15 protein-coding genes are annotated in these 17881 nt (G+C 70.9%); 7 read left to right on the forward strand and 8 right to left on the reverse strand.

The window, feature by feature from the left end; genetic code table 11:
* Positions 1–52: 52 nt before the first annotated feature.
* The 5 genes from D7Y04_RS05245 to D7Y04_RS05265 form a co-directional block, all read right to left on the reverse strand.
* Entirely contained in the window at positions 53–3829 is a 3777-nt protein-coding gene (locus D7Y04_RS05245) for a tetratricopeptide repeat protein (RefSeq protein WP_121758510.1), read from the reverse strand.
* Between the two features lie 85 nt (positions 3830–3914).
* Positions 3915–5789, reverse strand: coding sequence for a serine/threonine-protein kinase (locus D7Y04_RS05250; RefSeq protein ID WP_121758511.1), 1875 nt, complete (start codon positions 5787–5789; stop codon positions 3915–3917).
* Between the two features lie 171 nt (positions 5790–5960).
* Complete coding sequence (locus D7Y04_RS05255; protein ID WP_120581614.1) at positions 5961–6545, reverse strand: GAF domain-containing protein; 585 nt, start codon at positions 6543–6545, stop codon at positions 5961–5963.
* A 242-nt stretch (positions 6546–6787) separates the two neighbouring features.
* Positions 6788–7084, reverse strand: a complete 297-nt coding sequence (locus tag D7Y04_RS05260; RefSeq protein ID WP_121758512.1) for a hypothetical protein — start codon at positions 7082–7084, stop codon at positions 6788–6790.
* A 270-nt stretch (positions 7085–7354) separates the two neighbouring features.
* On the reverse strand, positions 7355–7612 hold the full coding sequence (locus D7Y04_RS05265) for a hypothetical protein (protein WP_126934640.1): 258 nt from the start codon (positions 7610–7612) through the stop codon (positions 7355–7357).
* A 336-nt stretch (positions 7613–7948) separates the two neighbouring features.
* On the opposite strand from D7Y04_RS05265, the gene D7Y04_RS05270 reads away from it, so the two are divergent.
* The 5 genes from D7Y04_RS05270 (at position 7949) to D7Y04_RS05290 (ending at position 13636) form a co-directional block, all read left to right on the forward strand.
* The gene (locus D7Y04_RS05270; RefSeq protein ID WP_120577369.1) at positions 7949–8410 is read left to right on the forward strand and encodes a hypothetical protein; all 462 of its coding nucleotides are present in this window, start codon (positions 7949–7951) and stop codon (positions 8408–8410) included.
* 73 nt (positions 8411–8483) lie between these two features.
* Complete coding sequence (locus tag D7Y04_RS05275) at positions 8484–9899, forward strand: ATP-binding protein (protein WP_121758513.1); 1416 nt, start codon at positions 8484–8486, stop codon at positions 9897–9899.
* Positions 9896–11257 carry a sigma-54 dependent transcriptional regulator gene (locus tag D7Y04_RS05280; RefSeq protein ID WP_120595980.1) on the forward strand — a complete coding sequence of 454 codons (1362 nt, stop codon included), beginning with the start codon at positions 9896–9898 and terminating at the stop codon, positions 11255–11257. The genes D7Y04_RS05275 and D7Y04_RS05280 overlap by 4 nt, the downstream gene beginning before the upstream one ends.
* 210 nt (positions 11258–11467) lie before the next feature.
* A complete protein-coding gene (locus tag D7Y04_RS05285) occupies positions 11468–13171 on the forward strand; it encodes a L,D-transpeptidase family protein (protein ID WP_233601277.1) in 1704 nt (567 codons plus the stop codon).
* Between the two features lie 81 nt (positions 13172–13252).
* On the forward strand, positions 13253–13636 hold the full coding sequence (locus D7Y04_RS05290) for a hypothetical protein (RefSeq protein WP_147477037.1): 384 nt from the start codon (positions 13253–13255) through the stop codon (positions 13634–13636).
* 15 nt (positions 13637–13651) lie between these two features.
* On the opposite strand, the gene D7Y04_RS05295 is transcribed toward D7Y04_RS05290, so the two are convergent.
* Genes D7Y04_RS05295 through D7Y04_RS05305 form a run of 3 tightly spaced genes read right to left on the reverse strand, consistent with a single transcriptional unit; the run spans position 13652 to position 15523 of the window.
* Complete coding sequence (locus D7Y04_RS05295) at positions 13652–14068, reverse strand: secondary thiamine-phosphate synthase enzyme YjbQ (protein ID WP_120548280.1); 417 nt, start codon at positions 14066–14068, stop codon at positions 13652–13654.
* A 22-nt stretch (positions 14069–14090) separates the two neighbouring features.
* A complete protein-coding gene (locus D7Y04_RS05300) occupies positions 14091–14825 on the reverse strand; it encodes an alpha/beta hydrolase (protein ID WP_120577375.1) in 735 nt (244 codons plus the stop codon).
* Entirely contained in the window at positions 14822–15523 is a 702-nt protein-coding gene (locus D7Y04_RS05305; RefSeq protein ID WP_121758515.1) for a peptidylprolyl isomerase, read from the reverse strand. The genes D7Y04_RS05300 and D7Y04_RS05305 overlap by 4 nt, the downstream gene beginning before the upstream one ends.
* Before the next feature lie 75 nt (positions 15524–15598).
* Here D7Y04_RS05305 and speD point away from each other — a divergent pair, with 75 nt between their 5' ends.
* A complete protein-coding gene (gene speD / locus D7Y04_RS05310; protein WP_120577377.1) occupies positions 15599–15949 on the forward strand; it encodes an adenosylmethionine decarboxylase in 351 nt (116 codons plus the stop codon).
* Positions 15946–17862 carry a DUF4178 domain-containing protein gene (locus D7Y04_RS05315; protein ID WP_121758516.1) on the forward strand — a complete coding sequence of 639 codons (1917 nt, stop codon included), beginning with the start codon at positions 15946–15948 and terminating at the stop codon, positions 17860–17862. Before speD ends, D7Y04_RS05315 begins: the two co-directional genes overlap by 4 nt.
* Positions 17863–17881: the final 19 nt, after the last annotated feature.

Consider the following 17881-nt stretch of genomic DNA (forward strand, 5'->3'; position numbering starts at 1 on the left):
GCGGAGCCCGGCTCCGCGCACCCCTGACGGGTGCGCGGAAGCGGCGCGGGGACTACTGCTTCACGAGGAACAGCTCGCGCACCTGGAGCAGGTCCACGTCACCCGCGAAGCCGGAGAACTTCTCGTACTCCGCCGGGCTGACGCGGGCGCGGGGCAGGTTGAAGGACTCCGAGATGCTGAGCGTGCGTCCGTCCTGCTTTTCCGAACGGGTGTAGTGGCCGAACTGGCTGTCCACCTTCAGGCCCGTCTGCGGGTCGCTGAGCTTCCAGCCCTGGGGCAGGGTGACCGCGACGTTGGTGCGGCTGGCCTCCGTGTCGTCGATGTAGAGCGGCGTGGTGCGCGTGGACAACTGCACGTAGCGCCGGCCCAGCAGGGCGGGGAAGGTGAGGGGGCCCAGCGCCATGCGGTTGTCGCCCTCCAGGCGCCCGAAGCGCGGCACGGTGAACGCGTAGCGCAGCACGAAGGGCGCGCCCACGGCCTCCTCGTGCTCCAGCTTCACGGACGACAGCTCCGCGCCGCCGAAGTAGCGCGCCACCGCGCCCTGCAGCGCCTGGTTGCGGCTCTCCGCGGAGAGCTGCTCGAAGGCCTCGGCGATTTGAGCGGCCTCGAAGCCGGAGTAGACCTCCTCGCCCTGGCCCTTGAGGCTGCCGTCCGCGCCCAGCTCCAGCGTGAGCTTCACGTCCTTGCCCGTGCGCGGCTTGAGCGGCGGCGTCTTCACCTTCTGCAGGGGCTTGCCGGGCTCCGGCAGCAGGTACGCCTCACGCTCGCCCGTGGCGGTCTCCGGCAATTCGCCGAAGGGGCCGTAGCGCACGGACGTGTCCAGCCACACCGGCTGCTCACCCGGCACCTCCACGCGCAGCGCCGCGTAGGGCAGCAGCGCGTCCGCCGGGAAGAGGTACGGCGAGGGGTCGGTGTTGAAGGTGCGAATCGCCGCGACGCGCGACGGGATGCCCAGCGTCTCCAGGCCCGCCTTCATCACGGTGAGCCGGCTGCCGCGGTCCTGCGCCACCGTGGAGGCCGCGGACTGCGCCAGGCTCGCGTCGCGTCCGGAGAAGCGCTTCATCACCGCGGAGTGCAGCGCCTTCACCGCCTCCAGGCCCTTCTTGCCCTCGGTGGCCTGGCGCGCGAACGCCTCCACCTCCGAGGTGCGGATCCACCGGTCCTGGAACGCGTCGCCATACACGCGCGCCAGGCCGTCGTTGCCCGTCTCGCCCGCGCCCACCATCACGAAGGGCAGGTACTCGTTGCCAGAGGGCGGCGCGTCCGGCTCCGGGATGAACGGCGGCACGCGGCGCGCGTCGTAGTGGAACACCTCCACGTCGCCCTTCACCTCCGGCGGCGGCGCCTTCATGCCGTGCGCGTCCACCTTCATGCCGCTGCCCTTGGGCGCGACCACCGTGTACGTGCTCCACGCGTTCGGCTGGTTGGCGATCTGGAAGTAGAACGCGGACGCGGTGAAGCCCGGCTGCGCGGGGCCGCGGTCGCTTTCGGGCAGCAGGTACTCCACCTCCACGGAGTCACCGACCTGCACGCCGGGCAGGCTCATGGTGTCCTTGCCCTCGATGTTCTCCGGCTCCAGCACGCGGCCGTCCGCCTTGAGCGTGCGCAGCGCCAGCACCTGGGCGCCGCGGGGGATGTTCGCCTCCGCGATCTCCTGCACGCCCGACTGCTCCAGCGCCTTCTGGATGGTGTGGATGCGGTTGACGATCGAGCCGTCCGGGTAGACCTGCACCGCCGCCGCGTCCAGCACGTACGCCGCCGCGCTGCCGCCGGTGACGGGCGCCGCCTCGTAGGCCTTGAGCGCCTCCTTGCCGTCGATGGCGTACGCCGCCAGCACCTCCTTGCCCGTCTTGGCGCGCTCCACCGCGCGGCGCAGCGACAGGTCCGTGCCGTCCAGCTTGAGCGCCTGCTCGCGCAGCTTCAGCGCCTCCGCGCCCTGGCCCGCGTACTCGCGCACGTCCGCCAGCCGCTTGAGGATTTCGGCGTTGCGCGGCCACACGGCGGCCAGCGTCTGGAGCACCTTCGCCGCGTCGTCGTAGCGGCGCTGGCTCACGTAGACGCCGGAGAGCGCCGCCGCGGTGGTGAGGTTGTCCGGGTCCTGTGAGAGCAGCTGCATGTAGCCCTTGGCCGCGCCGTCCAGGTCGCCGCGCGTGCGCAGGTGGTCCACCCGCCGCGCGTCCGCGCCGGGGCAGCCCTCCTGGGCCTTCACCAGTTCGTCGGTGCGGGTCACCGCGTCGCGACGGCGCGCCAGCGAGGACTGCAACCCCAGCGCCTCGCACAGGCCCGGCTGGGCCTCCAGCGCCGAGGCCAGGGCCACCTCCGCCTGCGCGTCCACGTCCAGCGCCAGCGCGGCGCGGGCCTGGAGGATGTGCACCGGGAAGCCCGCGGGCTTCACCGCGTCGCGCGCCGTCTTCAGCGTGTCCAGCGCCGTGGCCGGCTGGCCGTCATCCAGGAAGAGGTCCGCGCGCAAGAGCAGCGCGGCCACGTTGCCCGGGTCCTTCGCCAGCGCCGCCTCCAGGTCTCGCGTGGCCCGGCCTCGCGCCACCTTGGACGGGATGCCGCGGTCCTGCGCGGCCTGCTCCGCGCGCAGGGTGAGCAGCGCGGGCGTCGTCGCCTCCAGCTTCGCCATCAGCCGGTGGGTGCCGTCCAGGTCTCGCGCCAGGCCGTCGCGCACCGCCAGGAAGTTGCTCAGCGTCTCGCCGGCCTCGCCCTGGAGCGCCTGAGCCACGTCCTCCGCGCCCGGGTACATGTCCGGGGCCTCCACCTCGCCCGGGGCGCTCGCGTTCCAGCGCGGCGCGGGCCCGGTGGCGGCGGTGAGGCGCGCGCCGGAGGGGCTTCCGTCCGCCTTCATCAGCGCGAAGGAGAGGCCACCCTGCGTGTTGTCGCGGGACATCTTCACCACGAAGCGGTGCTTGCCGGCGGGGAGCTCCAGCGCGCGCACGCTCACCGTGGACGCGGTGCGCGCCCAGTCGCGGCGCTCCAGCACGGGGGCGCCGTCCATCAGCACGCGGTGCGACGTCTGGCTCACCGTGCGCAGCACGTACACGCCGGCCTGCGCCACCTCCGCGTCGATGCCCAGCGCGTACATGTCCCCGTGTCCGGGCTCGCCGCCCAGGTCCAGCCGGCCGTCCGGCGAGCGCAGCGTGCGCGCCGTCAGCGGGCCGTACGCGCCCGTGAAGGGACCCGCGAAGGAGCCGTCCTTCTCCGGCGCGATGGGCTCGTCGATGGCCAGCACGTGGAAGGGAGAGAAGGGCCCCACCAGCGTGGCCTCGCTCGCGCCGCCCAGGTCCTTGAGCGTCTGGGCCTGGGTGGCCGTGTCCGCGCGCAGGCTCGCCACGGACAGGCGCGCGGCGCGCAGCAGGTAGGCCGTCTCACCCCGGGCGCCCGCGGTGAGCGCGGCGTCCACGCCCTTGAGGATGTTGTCGTCCTCCGCGCGGGAGGTGCCCACGCGGTCCAGCACGTAGCGCGCGGCGATGACGGCCACCGGGTGGCGGGGCGCGCGCTTCACCAGCTCCAGCGACGCGGCGAGCGCGCGGTCGGACTGGCCATTGCGCCGGGCCAGCAGCGCCTGTCCCTGCAGGGCGTACGGGTCGCCGGGGTCCTTCTGCACGGCGGCGTCGAAGCGCTGCTGCGCGAGCTTCACGTCGCCCGCGACGAGGTATGCGTGGAAGCCCGCGAACGCGAGCGTGCGCGCCTCCGCGTCAGCCTGGCCGGCCCGCTCCGCGGCGGACTCGAGCACGTGGGGCGCGACGACGGAGGAGGGCCGGGGGCAGCCGGTGAGGCCGGCGACGAGGGCGAGCGCGGTCAGGCCGCTGCGAAAGGTGCGCATAGGGGAGCCGAGGGATAATGCAATCCCCTCGGCGAGGCCATATTCCCCTTGAGGTGCTTGTCCGGAGCCAGCCCGGCTGTGTCCCTTAGCGACGCTTCGGGGCGGGCTTGGCGGGGGCCGCCTTGACCGGCTGGCGCTTGGGCGGGGGCGGCGGGGCGGGCTTCTTGGCCACCACCGCCTTCGCCGGCACTGTGTTGGCGGCCACCGTGCGCACCGGCGCCTGCGGGACGACGACCACCGGCGTGGACGGGGTCTCCGTCACGGGCGCGGGCTTGTCCACCGTGTAGGTGAGTCCCTCGACGGTGCACGTGCCCTCGATGCAGCCGATGGCCGGCACGGGGGGCTCGCCGAAGTGGGCCTGCCAGTCCGGGCCCAGGTTCAGGGGCTCCGCGATGGGGCGCTGGTCCTTCCCCTGGCCGACGAAGGCCTGCATCACGCCGTCCTCGGTGACGAACAGCTCCAGCCGCACCTCGCCCTCCGGGGACGCGAGGCCCAGCATGGCGCCACCGCGCTCGCCCAGGGACCACTCCAGGGTCAGCGGCGCGCCCGCGCCGTGGTGCACGAGCGTGACGTAGCGGCCGTCCCGGCCCATCAGCCCCAGCGAGGCCACCGGCTCCGGCGGCGGGCCGTCCCAGACTTCCTTCAGGCGGCGCTTCCACGTGGTCGGCGGAGCTTCAGCGCGCACGCGCGCGGTCAGCCGGGCCACACCGCCCACCAGCCCCAGCACGTCCACGCGCGCGCGGCCCACGCGCGACGCCTCGTTGTCGTCCACGGGAGGGAAGACGAGGGTCTTGTTCTCGAAGTTCAGCGTCCGGCCGGCCACCAGCATCTGCGGCAGATCCGGACCGTCTCCCATGGTCACGCGGCGCTTGTCCGGGGTGACGTCCTCCACCCGGCCTGGACCGTTGCGCGGCGCGTCCCGCAGCGCCTGGTCCATGATGGCCTTGCCGGCCAGCGGCGGCTGGACGCGCACCTGCCCGCTGCGGTTGTACGCCACGCCCAACACGCCCGCGGCGGCCAGCACCATCACTCCCGCGGCCGTCTGCGCCGTCACGCGCGCGGCGCGGCGCATCGCGGCCTTCGCCCGCTGCCAGCGCGTCAGCCTCAGCGGCGGCATGGACAGCAGGCTTCCGGGAACCAGCGGCTCCAGGTCCGCGATGAGCGCGGCGACGGACGGATAGCGCTCGTCCGGATCCGGCTTGAGGCACCGCATCACGATGGCGTCCACGCGCGAGTCCAGCCCCGCGCGCTTGCGCGACGGCGGATCAAAGGTGCCCAGCGGCACCTCGCCGGTGAAGGTCTCGTAGAGGATGACGCCCAGGGAGAAGATGTCCGCGCGCGCGTCCGCGCTCTTCGCGTCCACGCGCTGCTCGGGCGCCATGTACGAGATGGTGCCCATGGACACGTGCGTGGACGTGAGCGCGAAGCGCGACGCCGCGGACGCGTCGTCCAGGAAGGACGCCAGCCCGAAGTCGGACACCTTCGCGATGCCGCCGGCCTGCTGATCCAGCAGGATGTTCTCCGGCTTCAGGTCGCGGTGGATGACGCCCCGGCCGTGCGCGTACTCGATGGCCCGGCAGATTTCGAGCATCCGGCGCAGGAGCGTCGGCGTGTCCATGGACGGGTTGCGCATGAGCTCGCGCAGGGACGGCCCGTCCACGAACTCCATCACCAGGTAGTACGTGTTGTCCGTCTTCCCCTTGTCGACGATGGCGACGACGTGGGGGTGGCTCAGCGTCGCCAGCGCCGCGGCTTCCTTCTGGAAGCGCGCGATGAACGACGGATCCTTGGCCAGGTCCGGATTCAGCAGCTTCACCGCGACCGTGCGGCCGAGCGACAGCTGGGTGGCCTTGTGGACCTCTCCCATGCCGCCAGCGCCGACGAGCTTCTCCAGGCGGTAGCCGCTGACGAGATCAGGAGGCCGGGAACGACTGATGGCGGTGGGCTCGAACGAGGACATGGGCGGGGAACAGGGCGGTGAGGGTAGCAGAAACGGGGCGCCGCGTTACCGCTCCCCAGCTGCCCTTCCAGCCCCCTCCCGCTCGCCGGGTGGGCGGGCGGCCATGACCCGGGTGATGTCACTTCCCGTGGGAGCCCCAAATGGGCCTCCCAGGTCGGCTCGGGTGTCGGCTCAGGTATCCCCGGCGACGGGGCGCAGCACGCTGGTGAGGTTGGTGCGCACCTGCGACAGCGAGGAGCGCATGTTCGCGTGCCGCACCGACGCGCCAATGGCCCGCGCCAGCGACTTGAGCAGCGAAATCTCCTCCGGGCGCCACAGGCGGGCCTGGCGGCAGTCCTCGAAGGCCACGAAGCCCCACCACTGCTTGGCCGGGACGATGGGGCACATCAGCACGGACTGCACGCCCTGGCGCTCCAGCAGCTCGCGCATCATCGGGGGCGCTTCCTTGGTGGTGCAGGAGACCACCATCTGCGCCTCCAGCATGTCCGCCCACGCCATCGCGTAGTCGCGCATCGGCAGCGAGCGCAGCACCGGGTGCGCCAGCGGGGACACCACACCCGGCTCCGCCCAGGCGTAGCGCAGGTCCGTGAGGAACCGGCCCGCCAGGTTCGTGGTCCGGTTCTCGAAGAGGCACGCGCGGTCCACCTTCATCGGGCGAGCCACCATGCCCAGCGCATCCGAACCGGTGGCCGGGCACAGGCCCTTGTCCAGCAGCAACCGCGACGCTTCGGACACCTTCGTGAACGCTTCCACCATGACCGTCTCGCTTGAAGGGGGGGAGGGGGTCACCCCTTCCTGTCGTGGATGAGCTGTCATCCACACATGTCCCGTTATGCAGGATTCCTCTGTTCCTGTCAAATGGTGGTTTTACTGGAAACCCAAGAAGTGGAGAGTCGGAGCGTTGCAGGGCCCGGAAACGCGAACAGGGGCGCCCTCGTGAAGAGAGCGCCCCTGCTCGGGCACGGCGTGTGGTGCGTCCCTTGGAGGAGGGCGGCGGACTACTTCGCGGACTTCTTGGAGGCGGGGGCCTTCACGGGCTTCTTGGTGCCGTCGGTGCCCTGCATCATCGCCTCCGTGCGGCCGGAGGGCGCGGTCTCGGTGGCCGCCTCGGTCTTGCCCTCGGTCTTCGCGGGGGCGTGCGGGTCGGCCTGGATGCCGTCGCCGGTGGGGGTCTCGAGGGTGCCGGTCGCGGGGGGATTGACCGGGCCCCGCGTATCCGTGGGCGCCTTGGTGGGCGGCGGGGAGGCGATGGCGGCGGAGGCGGCGAACAGGGCGGCGACGAGGAAGGTCTTCATGATGATGGGCTCGGAGTCGTGACAGTCGGCCCGCGCTGGAGTGCGCCGGGCATCGTCATCGCGGCTCTAGATGGGGGCGGGGGGTTGTTTATTCACTCGCCGTCACGTGGAGCCCGCTCACACGCAACAGGTTGAAGGCCGCTGGAGTGGCAACGATTCCGCTCTCACGCACAAACGACAACAGGGGCGCCCTCGTGAGGAGAGCGCCCCTGCCGGGACCGCATCCTGTCCGTCCCTTGGAGGCGGACAGGGCGCGAGTGAAGCGAGGGATCAGCCCTCGGTCTTCGTCTCGGTGGTGGTCTTCTTCTCGGTCTTGGTCTTCGTGCCCTTCTTGCCGGCCTTGCCCTCGTGCTTGGTCTCGGTCTTGGACTCGGTCTTCACCTCACCCTGCGCCTCGACGGGGGCGGCGGCCTCGGTCTTCGCCTCGACGGCGGGAGCCGGCTGCGCGGCGGGGGCGGCGGCGGGAGCCGGGGTGTTGGCGAACGCGGTGGTGGCGGCGAAGAGGGCGGCGACGATGACGGTCTTCATGGATGGCTCCGGGGACGACACGCCGACGCTGAATTGCATCGGTTGATGCCATGACCCTTGAGCACTCGCCGTGCCAGCACCGGTTTTGAGCAACTTCGCGGGGTTCTCCAGGTAGGAGCGGATCCGCCATGGGGAGAATCTCCTCAGTTGCGATTGCAACAATGGGTGCAAGCTCCCCAGGCAGGCGCACGTTGCTTTGACGGCAACGGCGCTCTTCTGCAAGCTGCACCGCAACCTTCCGTTCCGAGCATCACGCGCCGGGACATGAAGGGGAGCATGAAGCCCGGACGTCCTCGTCGTGCATGTCGCGCGGCCAGGTGTCGGGAGAGATGGCGTATGCGGCACCTGCTGGTGGCATGGAGTGTGGCGTGGCTGGGAGTGGGATGCGCCGCGACCATTCCCCCCGAGCGCCTCCAGGCCCAGGTGTTGGAGACGGAGCGCTGGCAGCGCGAGTTCCAGTCCGAGCGCGAGCGCACCGAGGTCCTGGCGGCGAAGCTGGCGGCGTTGGAGTCCGCGCTGGAGGAGCTGGCGCAGGAGCGCGCGGAGGCGGAGCAGGCGCGCGCGGAGGCGGAGCAGGCGCGAGCGACCGCCACGGAAGAGCTGGCGCGGCTGGAGACGGAGCGCCACTCGCTGGAGGAGCACAACGCGCAGCTGTTGGCGCGGCAGCGCGAGCTGGCGGCGCTGCACGAAGAGCTGTCGGACGTCTGGTACGAGTCCGCGCTGGAGCGCGCACGGCGGCGCACCCAGCCGCCCCTGCCGGGCGCCACCTCCACCGAGGCAGCCAGGCCGGTGCCGTGAGTTTCGCGTGGGCGTCCGTGACGGGACGCCCGCTGGTTCTTCCTCTGTCGACCCAAGGAGCGTTCCCGTGGCGATGAACTCGCGGACCCCCATCCGTGGATACCGCGCGGGTTTCTTCTTCGTGGTGATGCTCCTGTCGGGCGTCACCGGCTTCATGCTCCTGACGGAGGTGCGCACCGGGCGTCAGGTGGACGCACTGGTGTTGGAGGCCCTGGAGCGCGCGAGCCTCATCGGCCGCATCCGCGTGGACGTGATGGCGCTGGAGTCCGCCATCGAAGCGCATGTGCGCTCCAGCGGAGACGCCGAGCGCAAGGAAGCCGACGCGGTGATGGAGGACATCCTGGGCAGCATCCGCCAGTCCTCGGAGGCGTACATGCGCCACCTGCCGCCCGGCGAGAAGGAGATCTGGCTGCGCTTCAACGGCGCGTGCCAGGGGCTGGCGGATCAGGTGCGCGCGGCGGCGGTGTTCTCGCGGCAGCGCGACGCGGAGCGCGCCCGGCGCCATCTGGTGGAGAGCATCCGTCCCCTGGCGGCGGAGGTGGACCAACTGGCGGGCCAGCTGGCCACGGAGAACGCGTCCGATGCGCGCGTGCTGGTGGGGCGGCTGGGCACGCTCAGGGTGCGCAACACGGCACTGGGCGCGGCCACCACGCTGCTGGCCATCCTGCTGTCCATGCTGGTGGGCTGGCACATCATCTCCCTGCTCAAGCGCCAGGACGCCACCATCCAGGGACAGCTGGAGGAGCTGGGGCGGCACAACCAGGAGCTGGATGCGTTCACCCGGCGCGTGGCGCACGACCTGATGGGCCCGCTGTCCCCGCTCAAGGGCTACCTGACGCTCATCCGGCGCTCCGGCGCGGTGAAGGACCCGGGCGCGCTGGAGATGATTTCGCAGTGCGAATCCAGCGCGGTGCGCATGGGGGAACTCATTGAAGCGCTGCTGCGCTTCTGCCGCGCGGGCACTCGGGGCGACGGGACGATGGGGGAATTGGACACGGCGGTGAGCACGCTCTTGTTGGAGGTGAGCCAGACGGCGACGGCGCTGGGCGTGTCGCTGGAGCGCGAGCTGGAGCCGGGCGTGCTGGTGGATTGTCCGGCGCAGCTGCTCCAGGTGGTGGCGCGCAACCTCTTGTCCAACGCGGTGAAGTACACGGCGGGGCGGCCGGATCCGAGCGTGAAGGTGCGGGTGGCGACGGAAGGGGCGGACGCGGTGGTGGAGGTGACGGACAACGGGCTGGGGATGAGCGCGGCGACGCAGGCGTCGCTGTTCCAGCCGTTCTTCCGGGCCGCGGAGGTGCGGGGCATTCCGGGGCACGGCCTGGGGCTGGCCACCACCCGGCGCGTGGTGGAGGCGCACGGCGGCACGCTCACGGTTCATTCAGAAGAGGGCAAGGGCACGCGGATCCGCGTGCGGTTCGCACGAGTGACGCGCACTCCGGCGCCGCTTGTGGTGGAGTCCGACGCCCACTCCATCCGCAAGGCCTCATGAGCACAGCCCGAATCCTCGTCGTCGATGATGATCCGCATGCGCGGGACCTGCTCCAGCGCCTGCTGGGCGTGCTGGGGCCGGTGACGCAGGCGCCGGACCCCAAGGGCGCGGCGGAGCGGATGGGCGAGCAGTCCTTCGACCTGGTGCTCACGGACATGGCCATGCCCGACCCGGGCGACGGCCTGAAGGTGCTCCAGACGGTGAAGTCGAACCTGCCGGACACGCCGGTGATTGTCGTGACGGCGTTCGGCAACATCGAGGGCGCGCTGGACAGCATCCAACTGGGCGCCTTCGACTACCTGTCCAAGCCGTTCGACGTGGACGCCATCATGCGGGTGGCGAAGCGCGCGCTGGAGCAGAAGCGGTTGGTGGAGGAGAACCGCACGCTGCGCAAGCAGGTGGAGCGCACGTCGCTGGTGGGCCGCAGCCCGGCGCTGCTGGAGGTCTACAAACAGGTGGCCCGCGCGGCGACCAGCAACGTGCCGGTGCTGATTACGGGTGAGACGGGCACGGGCAAGGAGATGGTGGCGCGGGCGCTGCACAAGCGCTCGGCGCGCGCGTCCGGGCCGTTCATCCCGGTGGACTGCGGCGCCATCACCGAGTCGCTGATGGAGAGCGAGCTGTTCGGCCACGCGAAGGGCAGCTTCACGGGGGCGTCGGGCGCGCGGCGCGGCCTGTTCGAGGAGGCCAGCGGCGGCACGCTGTTCCTGGACGAGATTGGCGACGTGGGGATGAAGGTCCAGTCGCAGCTCTTGCGCGTGCTCCAGGAGGGGGAGATCCGCCGCGTGGGCGAGAGCGTCCCGGTGAAGGTGGACGTGCGGGTGCTGGCGGCGACGAACAAGGACTTGAAGGCGCGGGTGGCGGATGGGCTGTTCCGCGAGGACCTGCTGTACCGGCTGGACGTGGTGCACCTGCACCTGCCGCCGCTGCGTGAGCGGCGCGAGGACATCCCGGCGTTGGTGGAGCACTTCGCGTCGCTGCACGCGAGGGGCGGGGTGCGGCCGGTGGTGACGGCGGACGCGATGGCGCGGCTCACGGTGTACGACTGGCCGGGCAACGTGCGGCAGTTGGAGAACGTGATGGCGCGGGCGCTCGCGCTGAACGTGACGGGCGTGCTGGGGCCGCCGGACTTCCCGGAGCCCATCGGTGACGCGCCCAAGCGGCTGACGGGACTCGCGGGAGACCTGCCGAGCCTCGCGGAGCTGTCGAGGCGCTACGCGGCGCACGTGCTCCAGCACGTGGGCGGCAACAAGAGCGAAGCGGCGCGCCTGTTGGGCGTGGACCGCAAGACGCTCTACAAGCTCCTGGAGGCGCCGGAGTCGCCCGAAGGGATTCCGCCCGCGGAGGGGCGGAGCTGATCCGCGGCGGCGGTTTCCGCCGTTCGTGGCAATCGCCGTTCAGGGCGCAAGCCCTGCCCACCCACGCGCTTCCGCGCGCAGGAGATCGCACCTGAGCCGACGTTGAGGATGTCAGCGGGGACCCGTACCGTTGCGGCCCGTATGCGCCGCCGCTGGTTCCCCCTCGGACTCCCCCTGTTGTTCTTCGCGTGCGCTCCGGTGGAGCCCCCCGTGCCCGCCGCACCGGTGGACGCGGGCACCGTGACGGCGCAGGCCCCCGCGCCCGAGGCGGAGGCCGTGCCGGCGGAGTCCGCGCAGGCGCTCCACTCCGCATGGCAGGCCACCGCGCCCGAGTCCTCTGATGACGGTGGCGTCACGCATGCAGCTGCTCCTGCGTTGCTGGACGTCATGGAGGATTCGGAGGACGCGGGCAGTGCGCTATCGCTGGAGCCCTCGCTGGCGCAATCCATCTCCGTCGGCGCGAACACCGAAGCCCTGCCGGGCGAAGAGGAGCCCCAGGTCATCACCGAGTCCGAGGTCCCAGTGCTGGAGCTGGGACCGGACGGTGAGCCGTTGATCGACGCGGACGACGACGCGATCGCGCAGGCTCCGGACGGTGGGAGTGCTGTTGTCGTCGTGGGCGTCGACGGTGATGAGGACGCGGTCGCCGAAACACCGCTCACGGAATTCGATGCCGGCATGGAGCCCTACGCCATCCCGTACGCGCCGGACGCGGGCTCGCTGCGTGTGCGCCGCTCCATCGCGGTGCGCTCCGAGCCCCGGCAGGACTCGCCTTCACTGGGCACCGTGGCCCAGGACATGCGCGTGAAGTGGCAGGGCGCGATGCGCGGGCCGGACTGCGAAACCTGGGTGCAATTGCAACCGCGTGGCTGGGTCTGCGAGCGCTACCTGGAACAGAACTTCCGCGAGCCCCGCGTCCGCCCGCTGCCCCGAGTGGAAGAGGGCTCGCTCACCCCCGGCGTCTACGCGCGCGTCGTGGGCCACCGCGTGCGTGCCTATCCGAGCCTCGCGCTCGCCCGCCGGAAGAAGCAGGGCGTGCTGCTCAAGGGCTCCGTCACCGTGAAGCTCCTGGGCCAGGTGAAGGTCGGCCGGCGCACCTTCTGGCGCACCTCCGACGGTCAGTACTTCGAAGCGCGCGTGCTGCGCGAGCACCGTCCCTCCGACTTCAGCGGCCTGGACGCGGAGGCGCTCGCGTCCCTGCCCATGCCCTTCGGCTGGGCCCAGTCCCGCGCCGCGCCCCGCACCGACGTGGTGGTGCGCAAGGCCCCGGATGCGCGAGCGGAACGAGAGACGACCCTCCCGCCGCGCACGCTCGTCTCCGTGCGAGAGCTGTCCCCCGACGGCCAGTGGGTCCGCATCGCCGAGGACCACTGGGTGGCGCGCGACGACCTGCACGTCGCGTGGTCGCTGGCGTCACCGTCCATCGTGGAGCCCGGCGCGCGCTGGCTGGACGTGGACCTGGAGGCCCAGACGCTCATCGCCTACGAGGGCGACCGCCCCGTCTACGCCACGCTCATCTCCTCCGGCAAACCCGGCACCGACACGCCAGAAGGTCTCTTCCGCATCTGGGTGAAGTTCGCGGAGGCCGACATGACGGGCAGCATGGGCAAGGCCAGCTACCGCGTGGCCACCGTGCCGTGGACCATGTTCTTCGAGGGCGACTTCGCCCTGCACACCGCCTACTGGCACGACCGCTTCGGCGAACCCGTGAGCCACGGCTGCATCAACCTGGCCCCCAAGGACGCGCGAGCCCTCTACGGATGGACGACGCCGGAAGTGCCCACCGGCTGGTCCATGGCCCACGCGATGCCGGACGACCCCGGCACCTGGGTGCGCATCCGAGGCCAGGCCCATGAGGCGCCGAAGAAGCGCCGCAAGGGCGCCCCCGTCGTCGCCACCGTCCGCGACCTCTAAGAGAATGAAGGGATGCGTTACGGACTGTCGATCCTGTTGGCCGCCCTGGTCGTTTCTTGTGCGCGACAGCAAGCGCCATCGATGAGCACGCCCGATTCTCCAGACATGCGGATCGCTCAGCTTGATTCGGAGCAAGGACCCGTCAGACCGAACCAGGCCTTCGCGCGTGCTGCCTACGAGTCTTCTCTCAAGCATCTTCAAGCCATCAAGGCAGGGGAGATTCCGTCCTCTCTCTCCCGAGAGTTCATTGAGGCGCTGCCGGTTCCAGCCGAGCCCCGCTTGGACGCCACTGGATATTGGAGGCTTGGGGACTGGCTCTTGGAGAGCAGGAGCGGAGACCTGGCGCTCACCTACCGCCCTCCGCAGCTGGAGCCACGGATGGAGTATGTCGTGACGCTCAAGGGCGATGTCGAAACCTCAATCGCTCCCTCGCTGACCGTCAGGAAGATCCATCCCCGGCGCTGACCCCAAGCGCACGGCCTAGCCGCCCAGCACGGACACCGTGACGCGGCGGCGGTGCGGCGACGTGCGGTGCTCCCAGACGTAGACGCCCTGCCACGTGCCCAGGTCCGCCTCGCCGTCCTTCACCGGGATGCTCAGGGACAGCTGCGTCAGCACCGTGCGCACGTGCGCGGGCATGTCGTCCGGGCCCTCCGCGTCGTGCTGGAACAGCGGATCCCCGTCCTTCACCAGCCGGGAGAAGAAGGCCTCCAGGTCGCGCTGGACGACGGGGTCCGCGTTCTCTCCGATGATCAGCGACGCGCTGGTGTGGTGCAGGAACACCGTGCACAGGCCCTCGCGGATGCCCGTGCCCTTCACCGCTTTCTGCACCTCACCGGTGATGTCCACCAGGCCTCGGCCTCGCGTGGACACCGTCAGCTCCTTCGCCTGATACACGCGAAACCCTCCGTCCCGTGGGTCAGCGCCCGTCCAGCTGCTTCACGAGGAACGCCGCCAGCTGCTCCAGCTCCTCCGTGATGATGGTGTGCCCACCGTCGAATGGCAGGAACTCCACCGGCAGCCCCGCGCCCGTCAGCAGGTCGCGCAGGCGCTCGCCTTCCTGGAAGGGCAACACCGGATCCTGCCGGCCGTGTCCCTGGAACACCGGCAGGGATGGACGGCCGCGGACCTTGGGCTCCCACTCCTTGCCAGCGACCATGGCCCCGGACAGCAGACACAGGCCGGCGGGGCACTCCTCCAGCCGCAGCGCCACGTCCGTGGACATCATCGCGCCCTGGCTGAAGCCTCCCAGCACCACGCGGTTCAGGGGCACCTGGAGCGCCGCCACCACACTCATCAGCGCGCGGCGCGCGGCGGGCATCCCCGGCGGCACGGTCTGGGAGTACTGCGGCCAGTCCCGTCCCTGGCCCATCAGGATGGCCATGGGGATTTCAAACCACGCGCGGCCCCCGGGCATGCCCAGGGCGTCCAGTGACAGCAACGCCTCCGGGAAGACGAACCGCACGCCCTGCGCCAGGCGGGGCGCGGCCATCATCAGCTCGGGCGCCAGCGCCACCAGGTCCGTGCCCGGCGCGCCGAAGCCGTGGCTCAACACCACCACCAGCTCCGGCGTCGCGCCCTCGGGGAGCGCGTCCACCACGTGGCAGTCCAGCTCGCCCAGCTTCGTGCGCACGTGGCGCGGACGGAGGCTCACGGCTGCGTGTCGCTGATGGTGATGTGCTTGATGCTCACGTCCGTGAACGGCCGGTCCTGTCGGTTGCGCTCCACGCCGGCGATCTTCTTCACCACCTCATTGTAGCCCTTCACCGTCTCACCGAAGATGGTGTGCTTGCCCTTGAGGAACTGCGGCATGGACGTGGTGATGAAGAACTGGCTGCCGTTGGTGCCCGGACCCGCGTTGGCCATGGCCAGCAGGCCCTCCTTGTCGAAGTCCCGGTTGCTCTTGAACTCGTCCCCGAAGCGGTAGCCCGGGTCGCCACGGCCGGTGCCCGTGGGGTCGCCGCCCTGGATCATGAAGTCCGGGATGACGCGGTGGAAGATGACGCCGTCGTAGAGCGGCTTGCCCTCCTCGCGCTCACCCGTCTTGGGGTTGATCCACGGCTGCTCGCCCGTGGCCAGGCCCACGAAGTTCGCCACCGTCTTGGGCGCGTCCTTGGAGAAGAGCTTGATGACGATGGTGCCTTCGCTCGTCTCCATCGTGGCCCAGAGGTCCTGGCCTTCCAGGGCCTTCTTCTGGAAGCCCTTCGCGGAGGCCACGTCCGTCTGCAGGCTCACCGTGCGGGGGGCCGGTTGTGCGGCGGGGGCCTTCGCCGCGGGCGGCTGCTCCTTGTCCTTGGAGCACGCGGTCAGGGCGAGGCAGAGGAGTCCAGCGGTCAGGAATCGGGTGCGCATGGGGCGGGCATCCTAGCGGCTTTCGACCCGGCTCCAGCGTGTTAAAGAGGGTCTCTACTCCCGGAGGTTTCCCCTGTGACAACCGGACAGGAATGGCTGGTTGACGCGAGCGGCTGCGCGCCGGAGCGGCTCAAGGACGCGGCCGCGCTGGCGGCACTCTTCGAGGAGCTGGTCGTCCTGATGGACCTGAAGGTCGTGGGCCAGCCGCAGTGGCACGTCTTCCCGGAGCCCGGCGGCGTCACCGGCCTGGCGCTCCTCGCGGAGAGCCACCTGACCGTCCACACCTTCCCGGAGCATGGCTTCGCCGCGCTCAACGTCTACTGCTGCCGCACCCGCGCGCGTCCGGACTTCGCCGCGCTGGCGGCGAAGCATCTGGGCGCCACGTCGTGCCGCGTGCGCGAGCTGTCGAGAGGGGTGGAGGCGTGACGCAGGGGGCGTGTCCGTCGTGTGGCGCGAGCGTGGAGTTCTCCGCCGGGTCGGCGCAGGTCGTGGTGTGCGGCCACTGTCAGACGATGGTGGCCCGCGTGGGCGCGGAGTTGGAGGACCACGGCAGGGTGGCCCGCATCGTAGAGACGGACTCTCCGCTGCGCCTGGGGCTGGAGGGCCGCGTCAACGGCACCTCGTATCAAATCGTCGGGCACCTCCAGAAGGACCACGGCTCCGGCCCCTGGGACGAGTGGTACGTGGAGATGGCCGACGGCCGCACCGGCTGGCTCAGCGAGTCCGAGGGCGCCTTCCACCTGCTCTCCGACGCGGGCGTGGAGGAGGGCATCGAGCTGGAGCACCTCCACCCCGGTGACCGCCTGCGCCTGCGCAACCGTCCGCTGGTGGTGGAGGAGCGCGGCCACGGGCGCGTCGTCGCCGCGGAGGGCCAGCTCCCCAGCGACGTGGATCCGGAAGCGGACAGCTACTACGTGGACGCCACCGGCCCGCGCGGCCTGTTCGTCACGCTGGACTTCGGCAGGCGCGACCGCGACCCGGAGGTCTTCCTGGGGCAGCGGCTGGAGCTCAAGCAGCTGGGCATCCCCGCGGGCGAGCTGCGCCCTCGCGTGCGCAAGGCCCAGCTCCAGCAGGCGCGCTGCACCAACTGCAACGGCCCGCTGGAGCTGCGCGCGCCGGACCAGGCGATGCGCCTGGCGTGCCCGTACTGCGGCGCGCTGATGAGCGTGACGCAGGGCAAGCTGGCCTTCCTCAAGCTGCTCCAGAAGCCGGAGCTGCCGGCGGCCATCGCCCTGGGACAGAAGGGCACGCTCGACGGCACGGAGTGGATCTGCATCGGCTACCAGGAGCGCTCGTGCGAGGTGGAGGGCACGCGCTACCCGTGGATGGAGTACCTGCTCTACAACGCGGCGCGCGGCTTCACCTGGCTGATGGAGTCCAACGGCCACTGGGTGTTCCTGACGCCCATGGCCGCCGGTGACGCGAGCGTCGTGCCGCAGGTGTCCGCCTTCTACGAACGCCGCCGCTACAAGGCCTTCCAGTCCGTCACCGCCGTCACCGACGCGGTGGTGGGCGAGTTCTACTGGAAGGTCTTCCAGGGCGAGAAGGCGCGCGCCACGGAGTACGTCGCGCCGCCGTACTCGGTGAACGAGGACGCCACCGACAACGAAGTCACGTACACGCATGGCGAGTACCTCTCCCCGGAGAAGGTGCGCGAAGCGTTCAGGCTGAAGGAGCCGCTGCCCAGGCCCCGGGGCATCGCGCCCAGCCAGCCCAACCTGCGCCGCGAGTCGATGATGCGCACGCTGCGCTGGTCCGCGGTGTGGCTGCTGGGCCTGTTCGCGCTGGCGGGTCTGCTCCACGCGCGCGCGCTCAACGCGCGGGTGCTGGACCTGCGAGTGACGCTGCCCCGGACCGCGACCTCCGGCTCCCCGGACGCCATGCACTTCAGCGAGCCCTTCGAGCTTCTGCGGGACGGCAACGTGCGGGCCGAGATCCACATGTCGCAGTCGCTCGACAACTCGTGGGTGGGCGTGCAGGGCGACCTGGTGGATCAGGACACGCAGGACGTGGTGAGCTTCTACGAAGAGGTGAGCTACTACCACGGGCGCGACAGCGACGGCTCCTGGAGCGAGGGCGGCCAGAACGGCAGCGTGTTCCTGTCGTCGCTGCCCAAGGGGAAGTACGTGCTGCGGACGACCACGTCGTTCGACCCGAACCTGAAGCTCACGGGCCCCTCGCTGGGGCCGGTGCTCAGCTACCAGGTGTTGCTCACGCACGACACGCCCAACGAGAGCTGGTTCGTCATCGCGCTGGTGTTGCTGCTGCTGATTCCGGCGCTGTCGTTCTTCAGCGCCCACAGCTTCGAAACCGAGCGCTGGAAGGAAAGCAACCTGTAGTGCGCGGGCTGGGAGGTGG

It is taken from the genome of Corallococcus sp. AB038B, assembly GCF_003668955.1.
GTDB lineage: Bacteria > Myxococcota > Myxococcia > Myxococcales > Myxococcaceae > Corallococcus > Corallococcus exiguus.